Below are 18,996 nucleotides of genomic sequence, written 5' to 3'. Positions count from 1 at the left end.
ATCAGGCTTCCGCCGGCTGGCGGACGTTCGCGTTGACCCAGGCGACGATCTCGACCGTCGTCGCGCCCGGGGTGAAGATCTCCGCGACTCCCTGCTCCTTGAGCGGTGCGATGTCCGCCTCCGGGATGATGCCGCCGCCGAAGACCTTGATGTCCTCCGCCTCGCGCTCCTTCAACAGGGCGATCACCTTCGCGAAGAGCGTGTTGTGCGCGCCGGAGAGGATCGAGAGGCCGATCGCGTCGGCATCCTCCTGGATCGCGGTGTCCACGATCTGCTCGGGCGTCTGGTGGAGCCCGGTGTAAATGACTTCCATGCCGGCGTCGCGCAGTGCCCGCGCGATCACCTTGGCCCCGCGGTCATGGCCGTCGAGGCCCGGCTTGGCCACCACCACTCGGATCGGACCGGTCACACCCATCACTGCCTCCACATGCGTCTCCCGTCCCTGAAGAGCCGGGGATGTGAACGAACGTTATCCACAGCATCCCGCAAGCCGCTGTTTCGCGGTGGGCGGGGAGGGGGAAATCACACGTGGGACATGTTCACTGGGCGCCGTCTCCCGCAGCACGCGGCACACCTGCCGTGCGGGGCAGGCCGCCGGGGGAGCCGCACAAGGTCGTCGTACCACCGCGCCGTCAGCCGCACGGCACGGTGGTACGGCTCACCGACCGCCCGCCGGCCGGTCACCGAAGGTGATCCGGAAGGCACGGCGGGCGGCGGGTCCCGGACGGTGAAACTGCCGCCCGGACCTCCGATACGGCACCCCATGAGGGCATACGGGGCAGGAGCCGCCTCTCCCCGGGTGCCGGAGCAGGAGGTCGACCATGAAGGCCCTGCCCTTTCTTCCTCTACTTCTGCGTCAGCCCTGTCCGCGCAACGCCTGGCTGTCGTCCGCACTGCTGAGAGCGACCGCACTGGAACTCGTGGTGCTCGCCGGACACGCGCTGCTCTACCCCACCGGCATCGCGGGCGAGCGGCGCACCCCGGCACGCCCGGCGGACGGCCGGATCCCCGCACCGTCCGGGACCACCGCCCTGCCCACAGGAACCACCAGGAACGCCAGGAACGCCAAGAACCCTGGGAGCGCAGGAACCGCCGGCAACACCGCGCACACGGACCGGCCGCCGGTCGTGCTCCTGCACGGATTCATCGACAACCGCTCCGTCTTCGTCCTGCTGCGCCGCTCTCTCGCCCGGCACGGCTGGCGTCATCTGGAGTCGCTCAACTACTCCCCGCTGACCTGCGACATCCGCACAGCCGCCGAGCTGCTCGGCCGCCACATCGAGGAGATCTGCGCCCGCACCGAACACGGCGAGGTCGACATCGTCGGGCACAGCCTGGGCGGCCTGATAGCGCGCTACTACGTACAGCGACTCGGCGGTGACCGGCGGGTCCGCACCCTGGTCACGCTCGGCACACCGCACGCCGGCACCGCTGTCGCCCCGCTGGCCAGTGCTCACCCGATCGTGCGCCAGATGCGCAGCGGATCGGCCCCGATCGAGGAGCTGCGGCTGCCCGCGCCCGGCTGCCGCACCCGGTTCGTCAGCTTCTGGAGCGAGCTGGACCAGGTGATCGTCCCCGCCGAGGCGGCCCGCATCGACCACACCGACCTCGACGTGACGAACGTGCGCGTCAGCGGGATCGGCCATCTCGCGCTGCCCGTGCACCCGGCCGTGGCCGCCCGGATCCGCCAGGCGCTCGACGCGCACGAGACGGCCCGGGGGGCCAGTGGTGCCGCGTCAGTGGCCTGAGCCCGCCGGATTCCGGAGGCCGCGCCCCGTCCGGCCGGTCCGGCCAACGACCTTTTCCGTCCCGAAATAGAACGAGTTTCGAACATAGAGCCAAGGCTGTGTGAGTGGTCCGTCGAAAGACGGCCGATTGCCCGATTCCTGAGCGCTCACCAGCCGTGGAAGATTGTCGGCGTCGCATACCGCCGGGTACAGTCGCGGCCACTGCTTTCCCCTCCGGAGTCCCCCCACGGACCCCGGACACAGGTCCTGCTGCCGAGGCGAGAGAGAAGTTGGTGAACGACCAGCACCCCCACGCCGGGTACGTCGGATACGACAGCCACTCCACGGGCGGTTTCGACAACGACCCGCTCTTCGGCTCCCTCCCCGACGACTACGACGGTTCGTACGACACCACGCCCGGTTACACCACCCCGTACGACAGCGGGCAGGCCGGTTACAGCGGCCAGTACGACACCACCCAGTGGGACACCGGCGCGCACCGGACCGCCGCGTACGACCACGCCGCCGCGTACGCGGCCTACACCCCCCAACCTCAGCAGTACTCCCCGTACGCTGCGGCCCCGCAGTACGACGCGGCCCCGCAGCAGTACGACACCACCACCACCACCTGGACAGCGCCCGACGCCTACGGCGCGAACATCCCGGCGCAGGGCGGCGCCGCGGACTCGTCCGGCCAGTGGGACACCTCCGGTTGGTACGCGAACGGCCAGTGGTCAAGCACCGACACGGCGGGTTACGACTCCGGCGCATACGACGCCACCGCCTGGAACACCGGCGCCACGCCCGAGCACGGACATCAATCGCCGCAAGATGTGACGGCATCGCACGAGCCCGAACAGACAGCGCAGCATCCGTACGAAACGCACGAGCCGTACGAGACGCACGACATACACGAGCCGTACGAAACGCAAGAGACGTACGAGACTCCCGAGCCGTCCGAAGCGCACGACGCATACGAGACGTACGAGGCGCACGAAGACCACCCCCCGGAACCGGACCCGTCTCCGTCCCCGGCCCCTGCCGACTCCCCTCGCCCCGCGAGCCGTCCGGTCTCCCGCGGTGGCGGCAGCCGCAGCCGCAGGCGTTCGCCCGCGAGGCGTTCCGCCCTCCTCACCGTCGCCGTTCCCTCCGCCTGTGTGATGAGCGTGGCCGGTATCGCCGCCGCCTCCGTGGGCGGCATGGGCGGCGGCGAGGAGAAGAAGGACGACACGACGACGATGGCGGCCGCCGACCCCGGCACGGTCAAGCCGGTCGCCGCGAACAACAAGCTGGACACCCAGCTGGCCAACCTCAGCGCCGACGCGGAGAACTTCGCCGACCGCGCCAGCCGCACCCAGGAGCGCATCGACCTGAAGGAGCGGCAGGCCGCCGAGAAGAAGAAGCGCATCGAGGAGGCCGCCCGCAAGGAGGCCCTGCGCCCCAAGTACGTCATTCCGGTCAAGGAGCACGGTCTCAGCGCGTACTTCGGCCAGGCGGGCGTCAACTGGATGTCCGTGCACACGGGCATCGACTTCCCCGTCCAGTACGGCACCCCGGTGATGGCCGCGACCGACGGCACCGTTCACACGCAGTACAACACCGCGTACGGGAACATGGCCATCGTCACGATGGCCGACGGCACCGAGACCTGGTACTGCCACCTCAGCAGCACCCGGATCCGCTCGGGCCCGGTCAAGGCCGGTGACGTCATCGCGTACTCGGGGAGCTCCGGCAACTCGACCGGCCCGCACATGCACTTCGAGGTGCGGCCCGGCGGCGGCGCGGCCATCGACCCGCTGCCCTGGCTCCGCAGCCACAACGTCGACCCGACCTGAGCCGCCCCGGTCGGGCGGACGGCAACCGTCCGCCCGACCGGACGGGCGCTACAGCTTCTGGACCGGCGCGTACCGCAGCAGCAGCTTCTTCGGCCGCTCGTCGCCGAAGTCGACCGTGGCCTTCGCCTGGTCGCCGAGGCCCTCGACGGCCGTCACCGTGCCCAGACCGAACTGGTCGTGGGTGACCCGGTCGCCGACCACCAGCGTGATCGTCGGCTTGTCCGAGGTCCGCCGGGTCGCGAAGCCCGAGGGCCCGGAGCGCGAGCGGGACGCGGACAGCGACGAGGTGATGCCCGACATCGGTCCCGCCGGAGCCCCCATCGGGCCCTTCCGCTTCCACTCCAGGTGCTGTTCCGGGATCTCCTCCAGGAACCGCGAGGGCGGGTTGTACGAGGGCTGGCCCCAGGCGCTGCGCATCGCCGCCCGGGTCAGATAGAGCCGCTCGCGGGCGCGGGTGATGCCGACATAGGCGAGCCGGCGCTCCTCCTCCAGCTCCTTGACCTGGCCCAGCGCCCGCATGTGCGGGAAGACGCCGTCCTCCATGCCGGTCAGGAAGACCACCGGGAATTCGAGGCCCTTCGCCGTGTGCAGCGTCATCAGCGTGACGACTCCGGAGCCGTCGGTGTCCTCGTCGGGGATCTGGTCGGAGTCCGCGACGAGCGCGACCCGCTCCAGGAACTCGGAGAGGGTGCCCGTGCCCTCCTCCTCGCCGCGGTCCTGCTCGAATTCGAGCGCGACGGCGGCGAGCTCCTGGAGGTTCTCGATCCGGGTCTCGTCCTGCGGGTCGGTCGAGGCCTGGAGCTCGGCGAGGTAGCCGGTCCGCTCCATGACCGCCTCCAGCACCACCGCGGGCCCCGCGCCCGACTCGACGATCGTGCGCAGCTCCTCCATCAGCGTGTTGAACCGCTTGACGGCGTTGGCGGAGCGCGCGGCCATGCCGTACGCCTCGTCGACGCGGCGCAGCGCCTGCGGGAAGGTGATCTTCTCGCGCAGGGACAGGGCGTCGATCATCGCCTCGGCCCGGTCGCCGATGCCGCGCTTGGGCACGTTCAGGATGCGGCGCAGCGGGACCGTGTCCTCGGGGTTGGAGAGGACCCGGAGGTAGGCCAGGACGTCCCGGACCTCCTTGCGCTCGTAGAAGCGCACACCGCCGACGACCTTGTACGGGAGGCCGACCCGGATGAAGATCTCCTCGAAGACACGGGACTGCGCGTTCGTCCGGTAGAAGATCGCGACGTCGCCTGCCTTGGCGTCGCCCGCGTCGGTCAGCCGGTCGATCTCGTCGGCGACGAACTGCGCCTCGTCGTGCTCGGTGTCCGCGACGTAGCCGGTGATCCGGGCGCCGGAGCCGGCGTTGGTCCAGAGGTTCTTCGGGCGGCGGCTCTCGTTGCGCTCGATGACGGCGTTGGCGGCGGACAGGATCGTCTGGGTGGAGCGGTAGTTCTGTTCCAGCAGGATCGTGGTCGCGTCCGGGTAGTCCTCCTCGAACTGGAGGATGTTGCGGATCGTGGCGCCGCGGAAGGCGTAGATCGACTGGTCCGCGTCACCGACGACGCACAGCTCGCCGGGGGCGTCGGCGGCACCGGCCGGGCCGACCAGTTCCCGTACGAGCGTGTACTGGGCGTGGTTGGTGTCCTGGTACTCGTCGACCAGGACGTGCCGGAACCGGCGGCGGTAGTGCTCCGCGACGTCGGGGAAGGCCTGGAGCAGGTGGACCGTCGTCATGATGATGTCGTCGAAGTCCAGCGCGTTGGCCTCGCGCAGCCGGGACTGGTACATCGCGTAGGCCTGGGCGAGCGTCTTCTCGAAACCGTCCGCGGCCTGGCCGGCGAAGGTCTCCTCGTCGATCAGCTCGTTCTTGAGGTTCGACACCTTCGCCGTGAACGACTTCGGCGGGAAGCGCTTCGGGTCGAGGTCGAGATCACGGCAGACCAGGGCCATCAGCCGCTTGGAGTCCGCGGCGTCGTAGATCGAGAACGAGGACGTGAAGCCGAGCTTCTTCGACTCGCGGCGCAGGATCCGGACGCACGCGCTGTGGAAGGTCATGACCCACATGGCGTTGGCGCGGGGGCCGACGAGCTGCTCGACGCGCTCCTTCATCTCGCCGGCGGCCTTGTTGGTGAAGGTGATCGCCAGGATCTGGCCGGGGTGCACCCCCCGCTCGGCGAGCAGGTGGGCGATGCGGTGGGTCAGCACCCGGGTCTTGCCCGAGCCGGCCCCGGCGACGATGAGCAGCGGGGATCCCGCGTGCACGACGGCGGCGCGCTGTTCGGTGTTCAGCCCGTCGAGCAGCGCGGCGGCGTCGATCACCGGGCGGTGGGCCCCGTCGCGGTAGTACGCGTCGCGGGGCGGCGGGGGCCCGTCGAACACGCCCCCGAAGAGGTCCTCCGGCACCGCTTCGGGTGCGGAGTCCTCGGGGGGCGGCGGGGGCCCTTCCTCCGTGTGCTGGAGGCCGGCCAGGAAACTGTCGTCAAAGAGGCTGCTCATCGCTGTCCGAGTCTAGGCGGCCCTACTGACACCCCGGGCTCACATGGCGAACCGCACACCTCCGCGCGGCCACCCTGAGCGATGCCGGACCCACGCTGCGTGGCCGGTTCCCGTGCCTGACCTGCCCGCACCGCGTCCACTTCGGCAAGGTCACGAAAATGTATCGGGCATTTCGAACATCAACCTTCACAGCGGCACCATGAATTGGCTAGCGTGCACGTTCGGGCGGCCCGTACCCCCAGAGGCGATCCACGCCGAGCGGACGTCCACGCCGAATCCGGGCTGCCCGTACGGAGTCCGGAACCGGGGACCCACACGCAGCACCGGGGTGAATCGGTCCGAAATGCCCCACCAGGACCGTAGGGCAGCCTTCCGTTCCGCCCGAACCCGACAGCTAACCCGGTAGGCGGTCCACGGAAGGAGATGCCGGCCTTGGCGTCGCATCGCAAACCGCGCCCCCGGGTGCGCAGCACCACCCCGGCCATCGGATTCACGACGGTCGCACTCGCCTCGGTGACCCTGCTGTCCACGCAGAGCGCGCTGGCGGCCCCGGCCCCGAAGCCCAGCATCGAGGACGTGCAGAAGAAGGTCGACGACCTCTACCGGCAGGCGGGTACCGCGACCCAGCACTACGACCAGGCGAAAGAGGCGTCCGCCAAGCAGCGCACCGAGGTGGACACGCTGCTGGACGACATCGCCCAGCGCGCCGACAAGCTGAACGACGCCCGCCGGACGCTCGGGAACTACGCCGCGGCCCAGTACCGCGACGGGGCGCTCGCGCCGACCGCCACCTTCTTCCTGGCGAACGACCCGCAGTCGTTCTTCGACCAGACCCACCTGATGAACCGGATGGCCACGAACCAGCAGCAGGCCGTCACGGACTTCCGTACGAAGCAGGCCGAGGCGTCCAGGAAGCGTGCCGAGGCGGTGACGAGCCTGGAGACGCTCACCACGTCCCAGACCCGGCTGCGCACCAGCAAGCAGAACGTCCAGGACAAGCTGGCCGAGGCCCGCACGCTGCTGTCGAAGCTGACCGCGGAGGAGAAGGCGCGCCTCGCCGAGCTGGAGCAGAAGAAGAAGGACGAGGCCAGGCGCAAGGCGGCGGAGCTGGCGACGAAGCAGGCCGCCGCGAAGGCGGAGGCCGACCGCAAGGCCAAGGAGGCCGGGGGCGGGACCGGCACGGGCACCGGGAGCGGCTCGGGCACCGGGACGGGTTCCGGCGGCTCGGACAGCAGCGCGACGACGAAGGCCGGGAAGGTCCTCGCGTTCGCCAGGGCCCAGATCGGCAAGCCGTACGTCTGGGGGGCGACCGGCCCGTCCTCGTACGACTGCTCGGGGCTCACCCAGGCGGCCTGGAGGGCGGCGGGCGTCAGCATTCCGCGGACCACCTGGGACCAGGTGAACGTCGGGACCCGGATCGCGACGGCGGATCTGCAGCCGGGGGACCTGGTCTTCTTCTACGACGACATCAGCCACGTCGGCATCTACAAGGGCGACGGCATGATGATCCACGCGCCGAAGCCGGGGGCGAACGTGCGCGAGGAATCGATCTACTACATGCCGATCTACGGGAGCGTGCGGCCCGGCTAGGGGCGTTGCGGTACGGCGGGTGGCCCCGCGGCGGCGGCCACCCGCCGGCCGTTGCCCGGCCGGTCGGCCCAGGCCGGGCCAGGTCGGGTCAGGTCCAGAGCGTGGCGATGAAGATGTTGACGACCGTCAGTCCGCCCACCGCCGCGAAGAGGCCCTTCTCGACCTTCTCCTCGTCCCGCTTGACGTAGACGAGCCCGAGGACGACGACCAGGATCAGCAGCTTGATGCCTATCTTGACGTTGTTCACGGGGTGGTCGTCGGCCTGGTCGAGCCCGACCAGGGCGATACCGGTGACCAGCATGGTCAGCGCGCCGTGCAGCATCCCCGGCACGAAGCGCGCCGTCCCCGCCCCCATCGCCTTCATCTGGGTGAGGAAGCCACCCAGCAGGGCGGCGATTCCGATGATGTGCAGGGCGACGAAGACATCGATGAGTACACGCATGGTTCCGCACCTTAGCCCTGGCCATATCAGCCTCCCGCGGCCAGGTGAGGCTTACTGGACGCTTGACTGATGAATGCACCAATTGCCTGACTCTGGTGCAATTTTTCCAGTCATCCAGCGACAACACTGGTCAAAATTCGGGCAATAGGCGTCATTACGACTCCTGCCCGTGCCCCGGGTTTAGCGTCCCTACCCAGGTGACCGGATCACCGCCGCTCCGCACCCGGACGGCACCGTCCGGTCGCCCCGCCGAGAGATCCGGCGGCGGGCCGCTCCCCCTGTTGGTGACCCGCCGCCGGACCGGGCGGGCCCGCCGGTAGGCCCCGACGGGCAGTCGACAGGAAGGACCCCCGCCCTCGTGGCCGCGCACCGGAAACCCAAGCAGCGCCCGTACAACGGCTCTGCTGCCCGCACCGCAGCGACCCTCGCCCTCGCCGGGGCCGCGACCGCTGCCGCGCTGCCGGGATCCGCGCACGCCGACCCGACGCCCACCCCCGCCCGGGTCAAGGCCGAGGTGGACCGGCTGTACCGGGAGGCGGAGGTCGCCACCGAGCAGTACAACGGCGCGAAGGTGAAGGCGGCCGCCGCCGCCGAGTCCATCGACACGATGCGCGACGAGGCCGCCCGCAAGACCGAGCGGCTCAACGCCTCGCGCGACGCGCTGGGCGCGTACGCGGCGGCGCAGTACCGTTCCGGCGGTCTCGACCCGTCCCTCCGGCTGGCGCTCTCCTCGGACCCCGACCAGTACCTGGAGCGCGCCTCCTACGTGGAACGGGCCGCGGCCGGCCGGGCCGACGAGGTGCGCACCGTGCAGCGCCAGGTCGCGGACGTGGCCCAGCTGCGGTCGGAGGCGGCGGGACAGCTGGCCGAGCTCACCGCCCGCCAGGCCGACCTGAAGAAGCACCGGGCGACGGTCCGCGCCAAGCTGTCAGAGGCCCGCACACTGCTGGCCCGCCTCTCCCCCGCCCAGCGCGCCGCGTACAACGCCTCGGACGGCGGCCGCGGCGCGGGCCACGCCGACCGCAGCTCCGCGCGCGGCTCGGACCGGGCACCGAACGCCCGCGCCGCGGCAGCCGTCGCCTTCGCGTACGGGGCCCTCGGCAAGCCGTACGTCTGGGGCGCCACCGGCCCCTCCTCGTTCGACTGCTCCGGCCTCACCCAGGCCGCCTGGCGGTCCGCGGGCGTCTCGCTCCCCCGGACCACGTACACCCAGATCAACGCCGGGCAGCACGTCACCAGGTCCGAACTCGCCCCCGGTGACCTGGTGTTCTTCTTCTCGGGCGTCAGCCATGTCGGCCTCTACATCGGCAACGGCCGGATGATCCACGCCCCTCGCCCGGGGGCCCCGGTGCGCATCGCGCCGGTCGACGAAATGCCCTTCGCCGGAGCGACCCGGGTGGCATAGGGGACGCGGACCAGCCCTACGCGCCGATCCGGCTACGGGCCCACTTCACCAGCTCGCGGTCGGCGAGGCTCGTGACCCACAGATCGGCCTGCTCGGCCTCCGGACCCGGCGGGACGGCGCCGAGACCGATGACGCGGAGGCCCGCCCGGCGGGCCGATTCCATGCCCGTGAGCGAGTCCTCCACGGCCAGGGCCTCCTCGGGCGGAACGCCGCAGAGGCGGGCCGCCACGTCGTAGACGTCGGGCTCCGGCTTCGGCCGCACGGTCTCCCCGGCGACGACCACGTGTTTGAAGGAGCGGAGGAGACCGGCCCGGTCGAGGCACGATTCCACCATCTCCCGGGGGCAGTTGCTCGCCACCGCGAGAGGGAGGTGGCGGGCGGCCAGCCCGACCAGCGCGGCGGCACCCGGCATGGTGACGGGGTCCTCGTCGACCAGCGCGGTGAAGGTGATGAGGAGCGTGTCGGCCAGGTCGTCCGCGAGATCCGGCTTCCCGGTCTCCTTGGCCATGAGCGCGCCGCACTCCTTGTAGTGCACGCCCTTGGCGCGGCCGGCGAATCCGGCCGGCGGCTTGAGGCCGAAGGCCCGGAAGGTGCTGGTCCGGGCCTCCTGCCAGTGCCGTTCCGTGTCCATCAGGGTCCCGTCGCAGTCGAAGACGATGGCGGACGGGGACCACGAAAGAATGTTACGAGCTGTCATGTCACTACCGTTCTCGGAGACTGCTCCGACCTGTGAGGTGCATGAGTGCCGGTGAACGCCGGAATTCGGGTGGGCCACTCGCAGAAATAAGAGGGCCGAAAGACTCACCGGCCACTGCGAGCATGTGCACGCCGCTGAGCGCGCCGCGCCGGACGTCGATCACCGTTTTCGACTCATGCCGAAAACATCGTAGCCATTACGTTATTTCCGCCCCTCCGATTTCCGCAATCACCAATTCGAGTGCATGAAAATTCCGCGACCGCGGGCGGCCGGCGCTCGCGCACGGGACGGAGAAGGGGCCGCGGCGCCCGGAATATGCCCATCGGGCCTGGTGAGCCGCACTTCCGGTGCGCCGCAGTGCCGTTCGGGGCGGAGCCATCAGGCTCACGCGAACCGATTTCCGCCGACAGGGCGACAGATTGTGTGAACACTCACCCGCACGCGCACCGTGGCGAAATAATAAGATCTTCGCGCGCCGCGACCGAGCCCTCCCGGGGGAGGGTCCGAATTCCCCGTCGCAGCGTCAGAACGTTTGAGCGAAGGTGGAACTGAAGTGCAGGACAGGGCTCACGCCACCCGAAAAGCACTGCTGGAATCAGCAGCACATCTATTTGTCGAACGGGGATATGCGGGAACGAGTGTAAATGACATAAGTGATCACTCGGGAAAAACCAGTGGGGCGATCTATTTCCATTACTCCAGCAAGGAGAAGCTGGCACTGGCCGTGGTGCGCGAGCAGTTCTCCACCTGGCCGCAGCTCGCCGCCCCCTACGCCTCCCCCGACATGCCCCCGTTCGAGAAACTGATCGTTCTCAGTTTCGGTGTCGCGCGGTCCCTCAACGAGGACGTCGTGGCGCGCGCGGGCGCACGGCTGTGGGCGGAACGCCGCGGCATCGAGGCAGCCGTGCCCACGCCGTTCGACGCCTGGGCCCTGTCCGTCACCCGGCTGCTCGCCGAGGCCCGCGCGAGGGGTGAACTGGCGCCGGGGGTGGAGCCGTCGGCGGCGGCCGTGACGCTCGTGTGCGCATTCTTCGGCCTCTGCACACTGACCGACGACCTGCCGGGCGGGCGGGGCTGGAGGGAGCGGCTGGACCACTGGTGGCTGCTGATACTGAAGTCCCTGCAGGCGGACCCGGACCCGGCCGCTCTGCTCGCCCGCGCACGGGCGCGGATTCCCGCCCAGCCGTAGGTCCCGGCTCCGTGTCCGTATCGCGCCGGCCGACGGAATATCCCTTCGCCGGAGCGGCCCGGGTGGCATAGGATCCCGTCCTTCCTGCCCACCGACCGTCCGACCCACCGGACATCCGGCCGAGCGGACATCCGGCCCAACGGACCGAGGGACACCCACACATGCCGACGGACTTCGACGTCCAGACCTACGCCCGCACGCTCGCCCTGCGCTCCCCGGACCATTACCGGGTCGGCCCGTTCACCGTGCGCCACAACGTGAACTGGTCGCTGAAATACGCCAATTACGCGATCCCGGACCAGGGCGCCGAACCGGCACCCGGTGAACTCGATGCCCTGATCGCGGCGTTCCGCGAGCGGGACCGGATGCCGCGCCTGGAGTACCTGCCCTCCTGGGCACCCGCGGTCGAACCCGCGCTGCTCGCCGCCGGGTTCACCCCCGAGAACCGGGCCCCGCTCCTCGCCTGCGCCCCCGGTGACCTGCTGACGCCGAAGCCGGTGGACGGTCTGGTGACGGCCGAACCGGCCACGGACGCGGAGTACGACGCCGCCGCCCTCCTGCAGCACCTGGGATACGGCGGGACCGGCGAGCCCGAGAGCGGCCAGGCGGCGTGGCTGCGCGACGCGGCGGCGGGCGGCGGGGTCGCCGCGCTCGCCACCATGGACGGCGTCCCGGCAGGCGTCGGGGGCTGCTCGGTCCCGGTCGACGGCCTCAGCGAGCTGGTGGGACTGGCCGTCGCCGAGGGCTTCCGCCGCCGCGGCATCGGGGCCGCCCTCTCCGCCCGGCTGACCGAGACCGCCTTCGCGCGGGGCTGCCGGGTGGTGTGGCTGGAGCCGGGCGACGCCGACGTGGAACGGATCTACGCGGGGATCGGCTACCGCAGGGTCGGCGAGAAGCTGAACATCTCCCTCGACCCCGAGCGGCCCGCCGGCTGACCCGCGGGGCCCGGCGGCCGGCCCGAGGTCAACCGGCAGGCGCTCAGACCAGTCGCCGGGCCGTCGCCCAGCGCGTCAGCTCGTGCCGGTTGGACAGCTGGAGCTTCCTCAGCACCGCCGAGACGTGCGACTCGACCGTCTTCACCGAGATGAACAGCTGCTTGGCGATCTCCTTGTAGGCGTAGCCGCGGGCGATCAGCCGCAGCACCTCGCGCTCGCGCTGGGTCAGCCGGTCGAGGTCCTCGTCGACCGGCGGCGCGTCCGTCGAGGCGAAGGCGTCGAGGACGAAGCCGGCCAGCCGGGGCGAGAACACCGCGTCGCCGTCCTGGACCCGGAAGACCGAGTCGACCAGGTCGGCGCCGGTGATGGTCTTGGTGACATAGCCGCGGGCGCCGCCGCGGATGACCCCGATGACGTCCTCGGCGGCGTCCGAGACGGACAGCGCCAGGAAGCGCACCGGGTTCTCCACCGCACCCATGAACGGGGCGCAGCGGCGCAGCACCTCGACACCGCCGCCGCCCGGGAGGTGGACGTCCAGGAGGACGACCTCGGGGCGGGTCGCGGTGATGACGGTGACCGCCTGGTCGACGTCGGCGGCCTCGCCGACGACCTCGACGCCGGTCTCCTCGGTGCGGCCGATCTCGGCCTGTACGCCGGTGCGGAACATCCGGTGGTCGTCGACGAGCACGACTCGTACCCGGCGCTCCGGGCCCTCGTGGCTCCCGGTCGCCTCAGTGGTCCCGTTCATCGCTCGTCCTCTCCATTTCCAGCTCGACTTCCGTGCCCCCGCCGGGCACCGAACGCAGGCGGGCGGTACCGCCGTTGCGCTGCATCCGGCCGATGATTGATTCTCGTACGCCCATTCTGTCCCCCGGTACGGAGTCCGGATCGAATCCGGGGCCCCGGTCCCGCACCGAGACGAAGACCGTGCGGCCCTCCACCTCCGCGTAGACCTGGACGGCGCCGCCCTCGCCACCGTACTTGGCGGCGTTGACCATCGCCTCGCGTGCGGCCTGCATCTGTGCGGTGAGCTTCTCGTCGAGCGGGCAGTCGCCGACGACGACGACCTCCAGCGGGACGCCGTGGCTGTCCTCGACCTCGGCGGCGGCGCGTTTGACGGCCTCGGCCAGGGTCTCGGGTTCGTCGTCCTCGTCCTTGCCGGTGCCCTCGGGGTTGTAGAGCCAGTTGCGCAGCTCGCGTTCCTGGGCGCGGGCCAGTCTGCGGACCTCGCCCGCGTCCTCCGCGTTGCGCTGGATCAGCGTGAGGGTGTGCAGGACGGAGTCGTGCACATGGGCGGCGACCTCGGCCCGCTCCTGGGCCCTGATGCGCATCAGGCGTTCCTCGGAGAGGTCCTGGGTCATCCGCACGAGATAGGGCCCGGCCAGCAGGGCGATGCCGGTGAGCACGGCGATGGCCGCGGTGAGGACGTTGCCGAGCTGGGCGGCGGAGCCGCGTACCACCAGGAAGACCGTGAGACCGAGGCCGACGAGGGCGACTCCGGCGAGCCCCCGGGCCAGGTTCAGCACCCGGCGGCGGCTGCCGACCTCCATCCAGCGGGCGCGGCGGGCGTTGTCGGCCTGCCGCCACACCAGGACGGAGCCGGCGCCGATCAGCAGCGTGGGCCAGATGTAGCGGTCGGCCTTGCTGCCCATGTCGACGTTGCCGACGAAGATCACGGCGCCGATGAGCAGCGCGACGAGGGCGAAGACCTGGCCCCGGTCGGGCTTGCGGAGCCGGCGTCTGCCGTCGGGGGCGGTCTCGAAGACGGAGCGCGGGCTGTCCACGCCGCCGACGCCGAGCGGGACGACGATCCAGAACACGGCGTACAGGAGCGCGCCGAGGCCGTCCGCGAAGAACAGTCCGAGGAAGACGAACCGCACCCAGGCGACCGGCAGTCCGAGGTGTCCGGCGAGTCCGCGTGCGACGCCGCCGAGCAGTCGTCCGTCGGCGCTGCGGTACAGCTTGCGCAGCGGCGGCTCCTCCTGGTCGGGGGTGAGGGAGCTGGCGGCTCGGGCGGTGGCGGCTGGCATGACCCGATCGTCACACGTGCGTGCGGGTGGTGGCATCAGGGTCGGCCCCCACTTCAACCCTGAGAGACCCGGGAGCGGAACGGGGACGGGCCCGGGTGACGCGGCCCGGCGGAACGGTCCCTTCAGGGTCCGGCGGGGCGGATCTCAGGGTTCGGCCAGGGTCGGGACGGGTGCCGGAGCGGCCCGGCGCCCGTCACCATGGACCCATGACCGTTCCCCAGGATGCGCCGCCCGGCGTCGTACCGCCGCCCCCCGGGCCCGGCCCGCGGCTGCAGCGCCGCTCGCGGCAGAAGGTGGTGGCCGGGGTGTGCGGCGGCCTCGGCCGGTACTGCGACGTCGATCCGGTGATCTTCCGGATCGTGCTCGGGGTGCTCTCCGTGACCGGCGGTCTCGGGCTGATCTTCTACGGCTTCGCGTGGCTGCTGGTCCCGCTGGAGGGCGAGGACGAGAACGAGGCGCGCCGGCTGCTGTCGGGCCGGGTCGAGGGGGCGTCGCTGATCGCGGTGCTGCTCGCGCTGATCGGCTGCGGCCTGTTCCTTTCCATGCTGGGCAACGGCGGCACGCTGGCGTTCGCCGCGATGCTGTCCCTCGCGGTGCTCGGCTTCTCCGTCTGGACGCAGCACCGCAGGACGGCCGATCCGCAGGGCCCGCTGCATCCGGCGGCCGCGCAGGCGGTGTCGGACGCGCCGCCCGAGGTGAAGGCGCCGCCGCGGCCGGACAGCCCGTCCTGGTGGCGGGACCCGATCATCAAGGACGGCACCTCGGGGCCGGTGGGCTCCGGCTATCTGTGGGGGCCCTCCGACACGGTGATGGACGCCGGGGCCGCCCGGCCGCCCGGGGCGACGGCCGATGCCCCGTTCCGGACGCCCCGGCAGTCGCGGGGGAACCCGGAGGCGAACTCGATCGCCGGGGCCGTCTTCCTGCTGGCCCTGCTGGCGGGCGTCGTGGGCGCGCAGGCGAACTGGGACTCCCAGCCGCTGGGCAGGAGCCTGCAGATCGGCCTGGCCGCCGCGCTCGCGGTGTTCGGGGCCGGGATGCTGGTCAGTGCCTTCGTCGGCCGGACCGGCTTCGGCACGGTGCTGCTCTCCGTGATCACCGCGGGCCTGCTGGCGGGTGCGTCCGCGCTCCCCGCCGAGATCACCGCGCACTGGGTGCGCGAGGAGTGGCGGCCCGCCTCGGTCTCCGCGGTGCAGCCCCGTTACGAAGTGGGCTCCGGGGTGGCGGACCTGGATCTCACCCGGGTCGCCGTGCCGAAGGGCGACACCCTCAGGACCGAGGTGGAGGTCGGTGCGGGCCGGGTCGTCGTGCGCGTGCCGGAGGGGGTCACCGTGCGGCTGAGCGCGCGGGCCGGTCTCGGTGACATCACCCTGCCCGGCGAGTGGCGGAAGGGCGACGTGGACATCAGGGTCTCGGAGAACGAGCACCACACGCTGCGCCCCCCGTCGGGCGGCAGGCCGGCCGGCACCGTGGAACTCGATCTGAAGGTCGGCATCGGACAGGTGGAGGTAGCCCGTGCTGCGTCATGAGATCCGGCCCGGACGGGCCGTGGCGGGCCTGGTGATGCTGGGCCTGGCCGCCGGTTACGCGGCCGATGCCGCCGGCGTCTGGCACGCGCCGTGGGTGTTCTTCGTCGCGCTCTTCACCGGCGGCCTCTGGGTCGCCGTCCTGACCACCTGGGTGGCCTACCGGATCCGGCGCCGCCGCGACGCGAAGAGGGCGTCCAGGGAGAAGGACGCGGCCCCGCCGAGCAGCAGCGGCAGCCAGGCCATGAGGTAGGCCAGGTCGTTGCCGAGGTAGTAGGGCTCGACCTGCCAGCTGACGGTCAGCCACAGGCTCAGCGAGATCAGCGCACCGCCGAGCGCGGCGATCCTGGTCCACAGGCCGAGGAGCGTGCCGATCCCGACGGCGAGTTCACCGATCGCGATGGCGTAGCCGAAACCGGACGGGCTCTTGAGGGCGAGGTCGACGAGGGCCGGGATCGCGGAGGAGTCCCGGACCGCGCTCATGGTCTCGCCGATGGAGCCGTTGCCGGTGGTGTGGAAGAACGCGCTGTCGGTCAGCTTGTCGAGCCCGGCGTAGAGGAAGGTGACCCCGAGGAAGATCCGCAGCGGCAGCAGAGCGTGCTCCCGCGCCAGCTCCCGCAGGCTCCTGGCCTCGCCCAGACCTCGCCCGTTCATGCCGTAGTGCATGGTTCTCCCGCCTTCCGCAGCCCCGCGGCGGACCGCCGGGTCCCACCCACAGAGCCATTCGACCCTCGCCGGACCGTTCGACCCGTCACCAGACCTTACGTATGCGGGGATGGCACTGCTCACCGGATGCCCGACGAGTTCGCCGTACGGTGGGCGAGCGGGCATCCGGAGGGCCTCAGTCGGTGACGTCGATCTCGACCCGGTTCGACTCCGTCCCGGCGGCCGTGACCACCTGTACCTCGACCACCCCCGGCTCCACCTCCACCGGCACCGGCACGGTCAGCACCGTGTCGGTCGGGTTGGCGAAGCCGCCGGGGACCGGGATCAGCGGGACGTGGACGTGGACCGTGCCGATCCGGACGACCATGCGGGCCAGCCGGTCGGGGGCCCCGGCGCCGGGCGGGACGAATCCCGCGCCGCGGATCTCGATGTCGTCGCCGGTACGGATCGGGGCGTCCAGATCGCCGGCCTCCCGGGCCCTGACGACCGACAGCACCACCGGCCGGCCGGACTCGGTGTACTTCCCGGCGAAGTACGCCGCCGCGGAGACGGCCACCAGCAGGGCCAGCCCCCAGGGCAGATCGGGCAGTTGCTCGGGCCGCCGGGCCAGCCGGACCGCCGCGAAGAGCACGGCGACGGTGCTCACCAGCACGTACTGCACATCGGTGAAGCCGCCCCGGCCCGAGTCGTCGGTCAGCAGATCGGCGGCGCGCGGCCGGTCGGCCCGCAGCTTCTGGAGCCGCCCGGACACCACCCGTACGCTCACCACCCGCCGCACCACCACGGCGATGGCGCACACCAGCGCCAGCACGGTCACCACTCCGGCGCCGCGCGCCAGGTCCAGGCCCTCGATCAGCGCGTCGCGCTGTGCGTGGCCGGAGGCGCCCGCCAGCTGGAGCGCGAGGACGAGTACGGAGAAGACCGCGAGCAGCACCCAGGACGCGGCGACCGCGCGGGAGGTGGAGAGCCGGTTGTCCTCACCGATCAGCGGGGCGAGGAGGCCGCCGCGCGCCCGGTGGACGTGGGCGGCCGTGGTCAGCAGCCCGGCGGTGACGAGTCCGGCGACCAGGCCGGCGGTGCGGGCGTGGGTCCAGCCCGCGCCGATCGCGGTGGCGGCCTCGCCGATCGCGAGTACGGCGACGGCACCCCACACGATGACCAGGGTGCGCTGCCACACCCGGTACAGCCAGGCGTCGCCCGCCTCCCGGCCCCGGTCGGCGACGGCGCGCGCCGACTGGGTCAGCTCGTCCGAGACCCACTGCCGGGTCGCGGAGGCGGACTGGGCCACCCCGGAGGGCAGCCCCTGGCCCGCGGCGAGTTCGTCCCGCTTGGCCAGGAAGGCGGCCACCGCGCGCCGGTGTCCCTCGCGCGCTCCGTGCGGGCAGTCGCCGCACGTACAGCCACCGCCGTGCGTGCCTTGTCGTGCCTCGTCCAACGCCACGGAGAACGCCGCCCTTTCCCGCCCCGGTACAGCTGTGGCTCAATCCAACTCAGCTGTGATTGCTGCGAATTGTGCCGTACCGGGAGGGCTGCTCCCGCATCGGGGCGCAGCGGGCGGCCGGGATCGTCAGAACGTTCGAGCGATGCGCTGCCACTGCGGCTGGTAGTTGATCCAGGCGACCAGGTCGCTGCCGAGCTGTTCCCGGGTGGTGACGGCGTCCCGGTGCTCGATCAGCACCGGCTTCCCGGCCGCCCGCGCGGCCAGCTGCACCTGGCAGGACCGCTCCATCGTGAGGAACCACCAGGCGGCCGCGTCCACCGAGTCGCCCACGGTCAGCAGCCCGTGGTTGCGCAGGATGACCGCCTTGCGGGCGCCCAGCGCGGCCGCGATCCGGCGCCCCTCCTCCTCGTCCACGACGACCCCCGTGTACGCGTCGTAGAGGGCGTGGTCCTCGTAGAAGGCGCAGGACTCCTGGGTGATCGGCTCGATGAGCTCCCCGAGCGAGGCCAGGGCGCGGCCGTGCACGGAGTGGGTGTGCGCGACGGCGACGACGTCCGGGCGGGCCCGGTGCACCTGGGCGTGGACGGCGAACGCCGCCTGGTTGACGTGGTGGCGGCCCTCGACGACCTGGCCCTCCCCGTTGACCAGGATCAGCTCGTCAGGCCGCAGCCCCTCGAAGGGGGCGCCGAAGGGGTTGACCCAGAAGCAGTCGGGGAGTTCCGGGTCGCGTGCCGTGATGTGCCCGGAGACGCCGTCCTCGTACCCGTACTCCCCGAACAGCCGCAGCGCCCCGGCCAGCCGCTCCTTGCGGTACGCGCGCTCGTCGCCGGCGGAGGCGTGCACGGGCGGCATCGCGAAGTGCAGTTGTTCCACGGGTATGGGTGTGGGCTCGGGCATGGCGGCTCCTCTGGGGCTCCCGGGCGTGTGGGATCAGTCGTACGGGATCGGGCGCAGGAGATCAGTGGTACGGGATCGGAAGTTACCGCCGGTTGCCGCAGGTGACCAGAGGCACGGTGCATCGATTCGGGG

17 protein-coding genes and 1 riboswitch are annotated in these 18,996 nt (G+C 71.4%); of the genes, 8 read left to right on the top strand and 9 right to left on the bottom strand.

Annotated elements, in window-relative coordinates; translation table 11 throughout:
• Nucleotide 1: 1 nt before the first annotated feature.
• Complete coding sequence (locus ACIQM0_RS22310) at nucleotides 2-415, bottom strand: cobalamin B12-binding domain-containing protein (protein WP_145767369.1); 414 nt, start codon at nucleotides 413-415, stop codon at nucleotides 2-4.
• Between the two features lie 406 nt (nucleotides 416-821).
• Here ACIQM0_RS22310 and ACIQM0_RS22305 point away from each other — a divergent pair, with 406 nt between their 5' ends.
• Nucleotides 822-1,748: an esterase/lipase family protein gene (locus ACIQM0_RS22305; RefSeq protein ID WP_401289249.1), complete on the top strand. Its 927-nt coding sequence runs from the start codon at nucleotides 822-824 to the stop codon at nucleotides 1,746-1,748.
• Nucleotides 1,749-2,020: 272 nt separating this feature from the next.
• Complete coding sequence (locus ACIQM0_RS22300; protein WP_401289247.1) at nucleotides 2,021-3,562, top strand: peptidoglycan DD-metalloendopeptidase family protein; 1,542 nt, start codon at nucleotides 2,021-2,023, stop codon at nucleotides 3,560-3,562.
• Between the two features lie 48 nt (nucleotides 3,563-3,610).
• Here ACIQM0_RS22300 and pcrA read toward each other — a convergent pair whose 3' ends face one another.
• On the bottom strand, nucleotides 3,611-6,049 hold the full coding sequence (gene pcrA, locus ACIQM0_RS22295) for a DNA helicase PcrA (RefSeq protein ID WP_401289244.1): 2,439 nt from the start codon (nucleotides 6,047-6,049) through the stop codon (nucleotides 3,611-3,613).
• Between the two features lie 259 nt (nucleotides 6,050-6,308).
• Nucleotides 6,309-6,474, top strand: a riboswitch (cyclic di-AMP (ydaO/yuaA leader).
• On the opposite strand from pcrA, the gene ACIQM0_RS22290 reads away from it, so the two are divergent.
• On the top strand, nucleotides 6,473-7,639 hold the full coding sequence (locus ACIQM0_RS22290; RefSeq protein ID WP_401289241.1) for an NlpC/P60 family protein: 1,167 nt from the start codon (nucleotides 6,473-6,475) through the stop codon (nucleotides 7,637-7,639). It overlaps the preceding riboswitch by 2 nt.
• A gap of 88 nt (nucleotides 7,640-7,727) precedes the next feature.
• On the opposite strand, the gene ACIQM0_RS22285 is transcribed toward ACIQM0_RS22290, so the two are convergent.
• On the bottom strand, nucleotides 7,728-8,081 hold the full coding sequence (locus tag ACIQM0_RS22285) for a hypothetical protein (RefSeq protein WP_363022152.1): 354 nt from the start codon (nucleotides 8,079-8,081) through the stop codon (nucleotides 7,728-7,730).
• 358 nt (nucleotides 8,082-8,439) lie between these two features.
• Here ACIQM0_RS22285 and ACIQM0_RS22280 point away from each other — a divergent pair, with 358 nt between their 5' ends.
• Nucleotides 8,440-9,486 carry an NlpC/P60 family protein gene (locus ACIQM0_RS22280; RefSeq protein WP_401289237.1) on the top strand — a complete coding sequence of 349 codons (1,047 nt, stop codon included), beginning with the start codon at nucleotides 8,440-8,442 and terminating at the stop codon, nucleotides 9,484-9,486.
• 16 nt (nucleotides 9,487-9,502) lie between these two features.
• Here ACIQM0_RS22280 and ACIQM0_RS22275 read toward each other — a convergent pair whose 3' ends face one another.
• On the bottom strand, nucleotides 9,503-10,183 hold the full coding sequence (locus tag ACIQM0_RS22275) for an HAD family hydrolase (protein WP_401289234.1): 681 nt from the start codon (nucleotides 10,181-10,183) through the stop codon (nucleotides 9,503-9,505).
• Nucleotides 10,184-10,736: 553 nt separating this feature from the next.
• On the opposite strand from ACIQM0_RS22275, the gene ACIQM0_RS22270 reads away from it, so the two are divergent.
• Nucleotides 10,737-11,372, top strand: a complete 636-nt coding sequence (locus ACIQM0_RS22270) for a ScbR family autoregulator-binding transcription factor (protein ID WP_401289231.1) — start codon at nucleotides 10,737-10,739, stop codon at nucleotides 11,370-11,372.
• A 161-nt stretch (nucleotides 11,373-11,533) separates the two neighbouring features.
• Nucleotides 11,534-12,307 carry a GNAT family N-acetyltransferase gene (locus ACIQM0_RS22265; RefSeq protein WP_401289229.1) on the top strand — a complete coding sequence of 258 codons (774 nt, stop codon included), beginning with the start codon at nucleotides 11,534-11,536 and terminating at the stop codon, nucleotides 12,305-12,307.
• Between the two features lie 43 nt (nucleotides 12,308-12,350).
• Here the strand turns inward: ACIQM0_RS22265 and ACIQM0_RS22260 are convergent, their stop codons facing one another.
• On the bottom strand, nucleotides 12,351-13,055 hold the full coding sequence (locus ACIQM0_RS22260) for a LuxR C-terminal-related transcriptional regulator (protein ID WP_385034731.1): 705 nt from the start codon (nucleotides 13,053-13,055) through the stop codon (nucleotides 12,351-12,353).
• A complete protein-coding gene (locus ACIQM0_RS22255) occupies nucleotides 13,039-14,337 on the bottom strand; it encodes a PspC domain-containing protein (RefSeq protein WP_401289226.1) in 1,299 nt (432 codons plus the stop codon). Before ACIQM0_RS22255 ends, ACIQM0_RS22260 begins: the two co-directional genes overlap by 17 nt.
• Before the next feature lie 206 nt (nucleotides 14,338-14,543).
• Here ACIQM0_RS22255 and ACIQM0_RS22250 point away from each other — a divergent pair, with 206 nt between their 5' ends.
• Both ACIQM0_RS22250 and ACIQM0_RS22245 read left to right on the top strand, forming a co-directional pair.
• Complete coding sequence (locus ACIQM0_RS22250; protein WP_401289224.1) at nucleotides 14,544-15,863, top strand: PspC domain-containing protein; 1,320 nt, start codon at nucleotides 14,544-14,546, stop codon at nucleotides 15,861-15,863.
• Nucleotides 15,850-16,113, top strand: coding sequence for a hypothetical protein (locus ACIQM0_RS22245; protein ID WP_363022139.1), 264 nt, complete (start codon nucleotides 15,850-15,852; stop codon nucleotides 16,111-16,113). Before ACIQM0_RS22250 ends, ACIQM0_RS22245 begins: the two co-directional genes overlap by 14 nt.
• On the opposite strand, the gene ACIQM0_RS22240 is transcribed toward ACIQM0_RS22245, so the two are convergent.
• From ACIQM0_RS22240 to ACIQM0_RS22230, 3 genes are all read right to left on the bottom strand, one after another.
• Entirely contained in the window at nucleotides 16,020-16,526 is a 507-nt protein-coding gene (locus ACIQM0_RS22240; protein WP_385034724.1) for a DoxX family protein, read from the bottom strand. The two genes, ACIQM0_RS22245 and ACIQM0_RS22240, sit on opposite strands and share 94 nt — an antisense overlap.
• Before the next feature lie 175 nt (nucleotides 16,527-16,701).
• On the bottom strand, nucleotides 16,702-17,967 hold the full coding sequence (locus ACIQM0_RS22235; protein WP_401289221.1) for a hypothetical protein: 1,266 nt from the start codon (nucleotides 17,965-17,967) through the stop codon (nucleotides 16,702-16,704).
• 126 nt (nucleotides 17,968-18,093) lie between these two features.
• Complete coding sequence (locus ACIQM0_RS22230) at nucleotides 18,094-18,864, bottom strand: class II aldolase/adducin family protein (protein WP_401289218.1); 771 nt, start codon at nucleotides 18,862-18,864, stop codon at nucleotides 18,094-18,096.
• Between the last annotated feature and the right edge of the window lie 132 nt (nucleotides 18,865-18,996).

Source organism: Streptomyces sp. NPDC091387 (assembly GCF_044756945.1).
In the GTDB taxonomy this organism is placed as follows: Bacteria; Actinomycetota; Actinomycetes; order Streptomycetales; family Streptomycetaceae; genus Streptomyces.
Note: the sequence above shows the minus strand (reverse complement) of the source record. Positions and strands in the feature narration are given on the sequence as shown.

What these genes read in the sequence shown, in the direction of transcription:
- ACIQM0_RS22310 (WP_145767369.1), bottom strand. Translation starts at nt 415, where the DNA reads ATGGGTGTGACCGGTCCGATCCGAGTGGTGGTGGCCAAGCCGGGCCTC.
- ACIQM0_RS22305 (WP_401289249.1), top strand. Translation starts at nt 822, where the DNA reads ATGAAGGCCCTGCCCTTTCTTCCTCTACTTCTGCGTCAGCCCTGTCCG.
- pcrA (WP_401289244.1), bottom strand. Translation starts at nt 6,049, where the DNA reads ATGAGCAGCCTCTTTGACGACAGTTTCCTGGCCGGCCTCCAGCACACG.
- ACIQM0_RS22290 (WP_401289241.1), top strand. Translation starts at nt 6,473, where the DNA reads ATGCCGGCCTTGGCGTCGCATCGCAAACCGCGCCCCCGGGTGCGCAGC.
- ACIQM0_RS22285 (WP_363022152.1), bottom strand. Translation starts at nt 8,081, where the DNA reads ATGCGTGTACTCATCGATGTCTTCGTCGCCCTGCACATCATCGGAATC.
- ACIQM0_RS22275 (WP_401289234.1), bottom strand. Translation starts at nt 10,183, where the DNA reads ATGACAGCTCGTAACATTCTTTCGTGGTCCCCGTCCGCCATCGTCTTC.
- ACIQM0_RS22265 (WP_401289229.1), top strand. Translation starts at nt 11,534, where the DNA reads ATGCCGACGGACTTCGACGTCCAGACCTACGCCCGCACGCTCGCCCTG.
- ACIQM0_RS22260 (WP_385034731.1), bottom strand. Translation starts at nt 13,055, where the DNA reads ATGAACGGGACCACTGAGGCGACCGGGAGCCACGAGGGCCCGGAGCGC.
- ACIQM0_RS22255 (WP_401289226.1), bottom strand. Translation starts at nt 14,337, where the DNA reads ATGCCAGCCGCCACCGCCCGAGCCGCCAGCTCCCTCACCCCCGACCAG.
- ACIQM0_RS22250 (WP_401289224.1), top strand. Translation starts at nt 14,544, where the DNA reads ATGACCGTTCCCCAGGATGCGCCGCCCGGCGTCGTACCGCCGCCCCCC.
- ACIQM0_RS22240 (WP_385034724.1), bottom strand. Translation starts at nt 16,526, where the DNA reads ATGCACTACGGCATGAACGGGCGAGGTCTGGGCGAGGCCAGGAGCCTG.
- ACIQM0_RS22230 (WP_401289218.1), bottom strand. Translation starts at nt 18,864, where the DNA reads ATGCCCGAGCCCACACCCATACCCGTGGAACAACTGCACTTCGCGATG.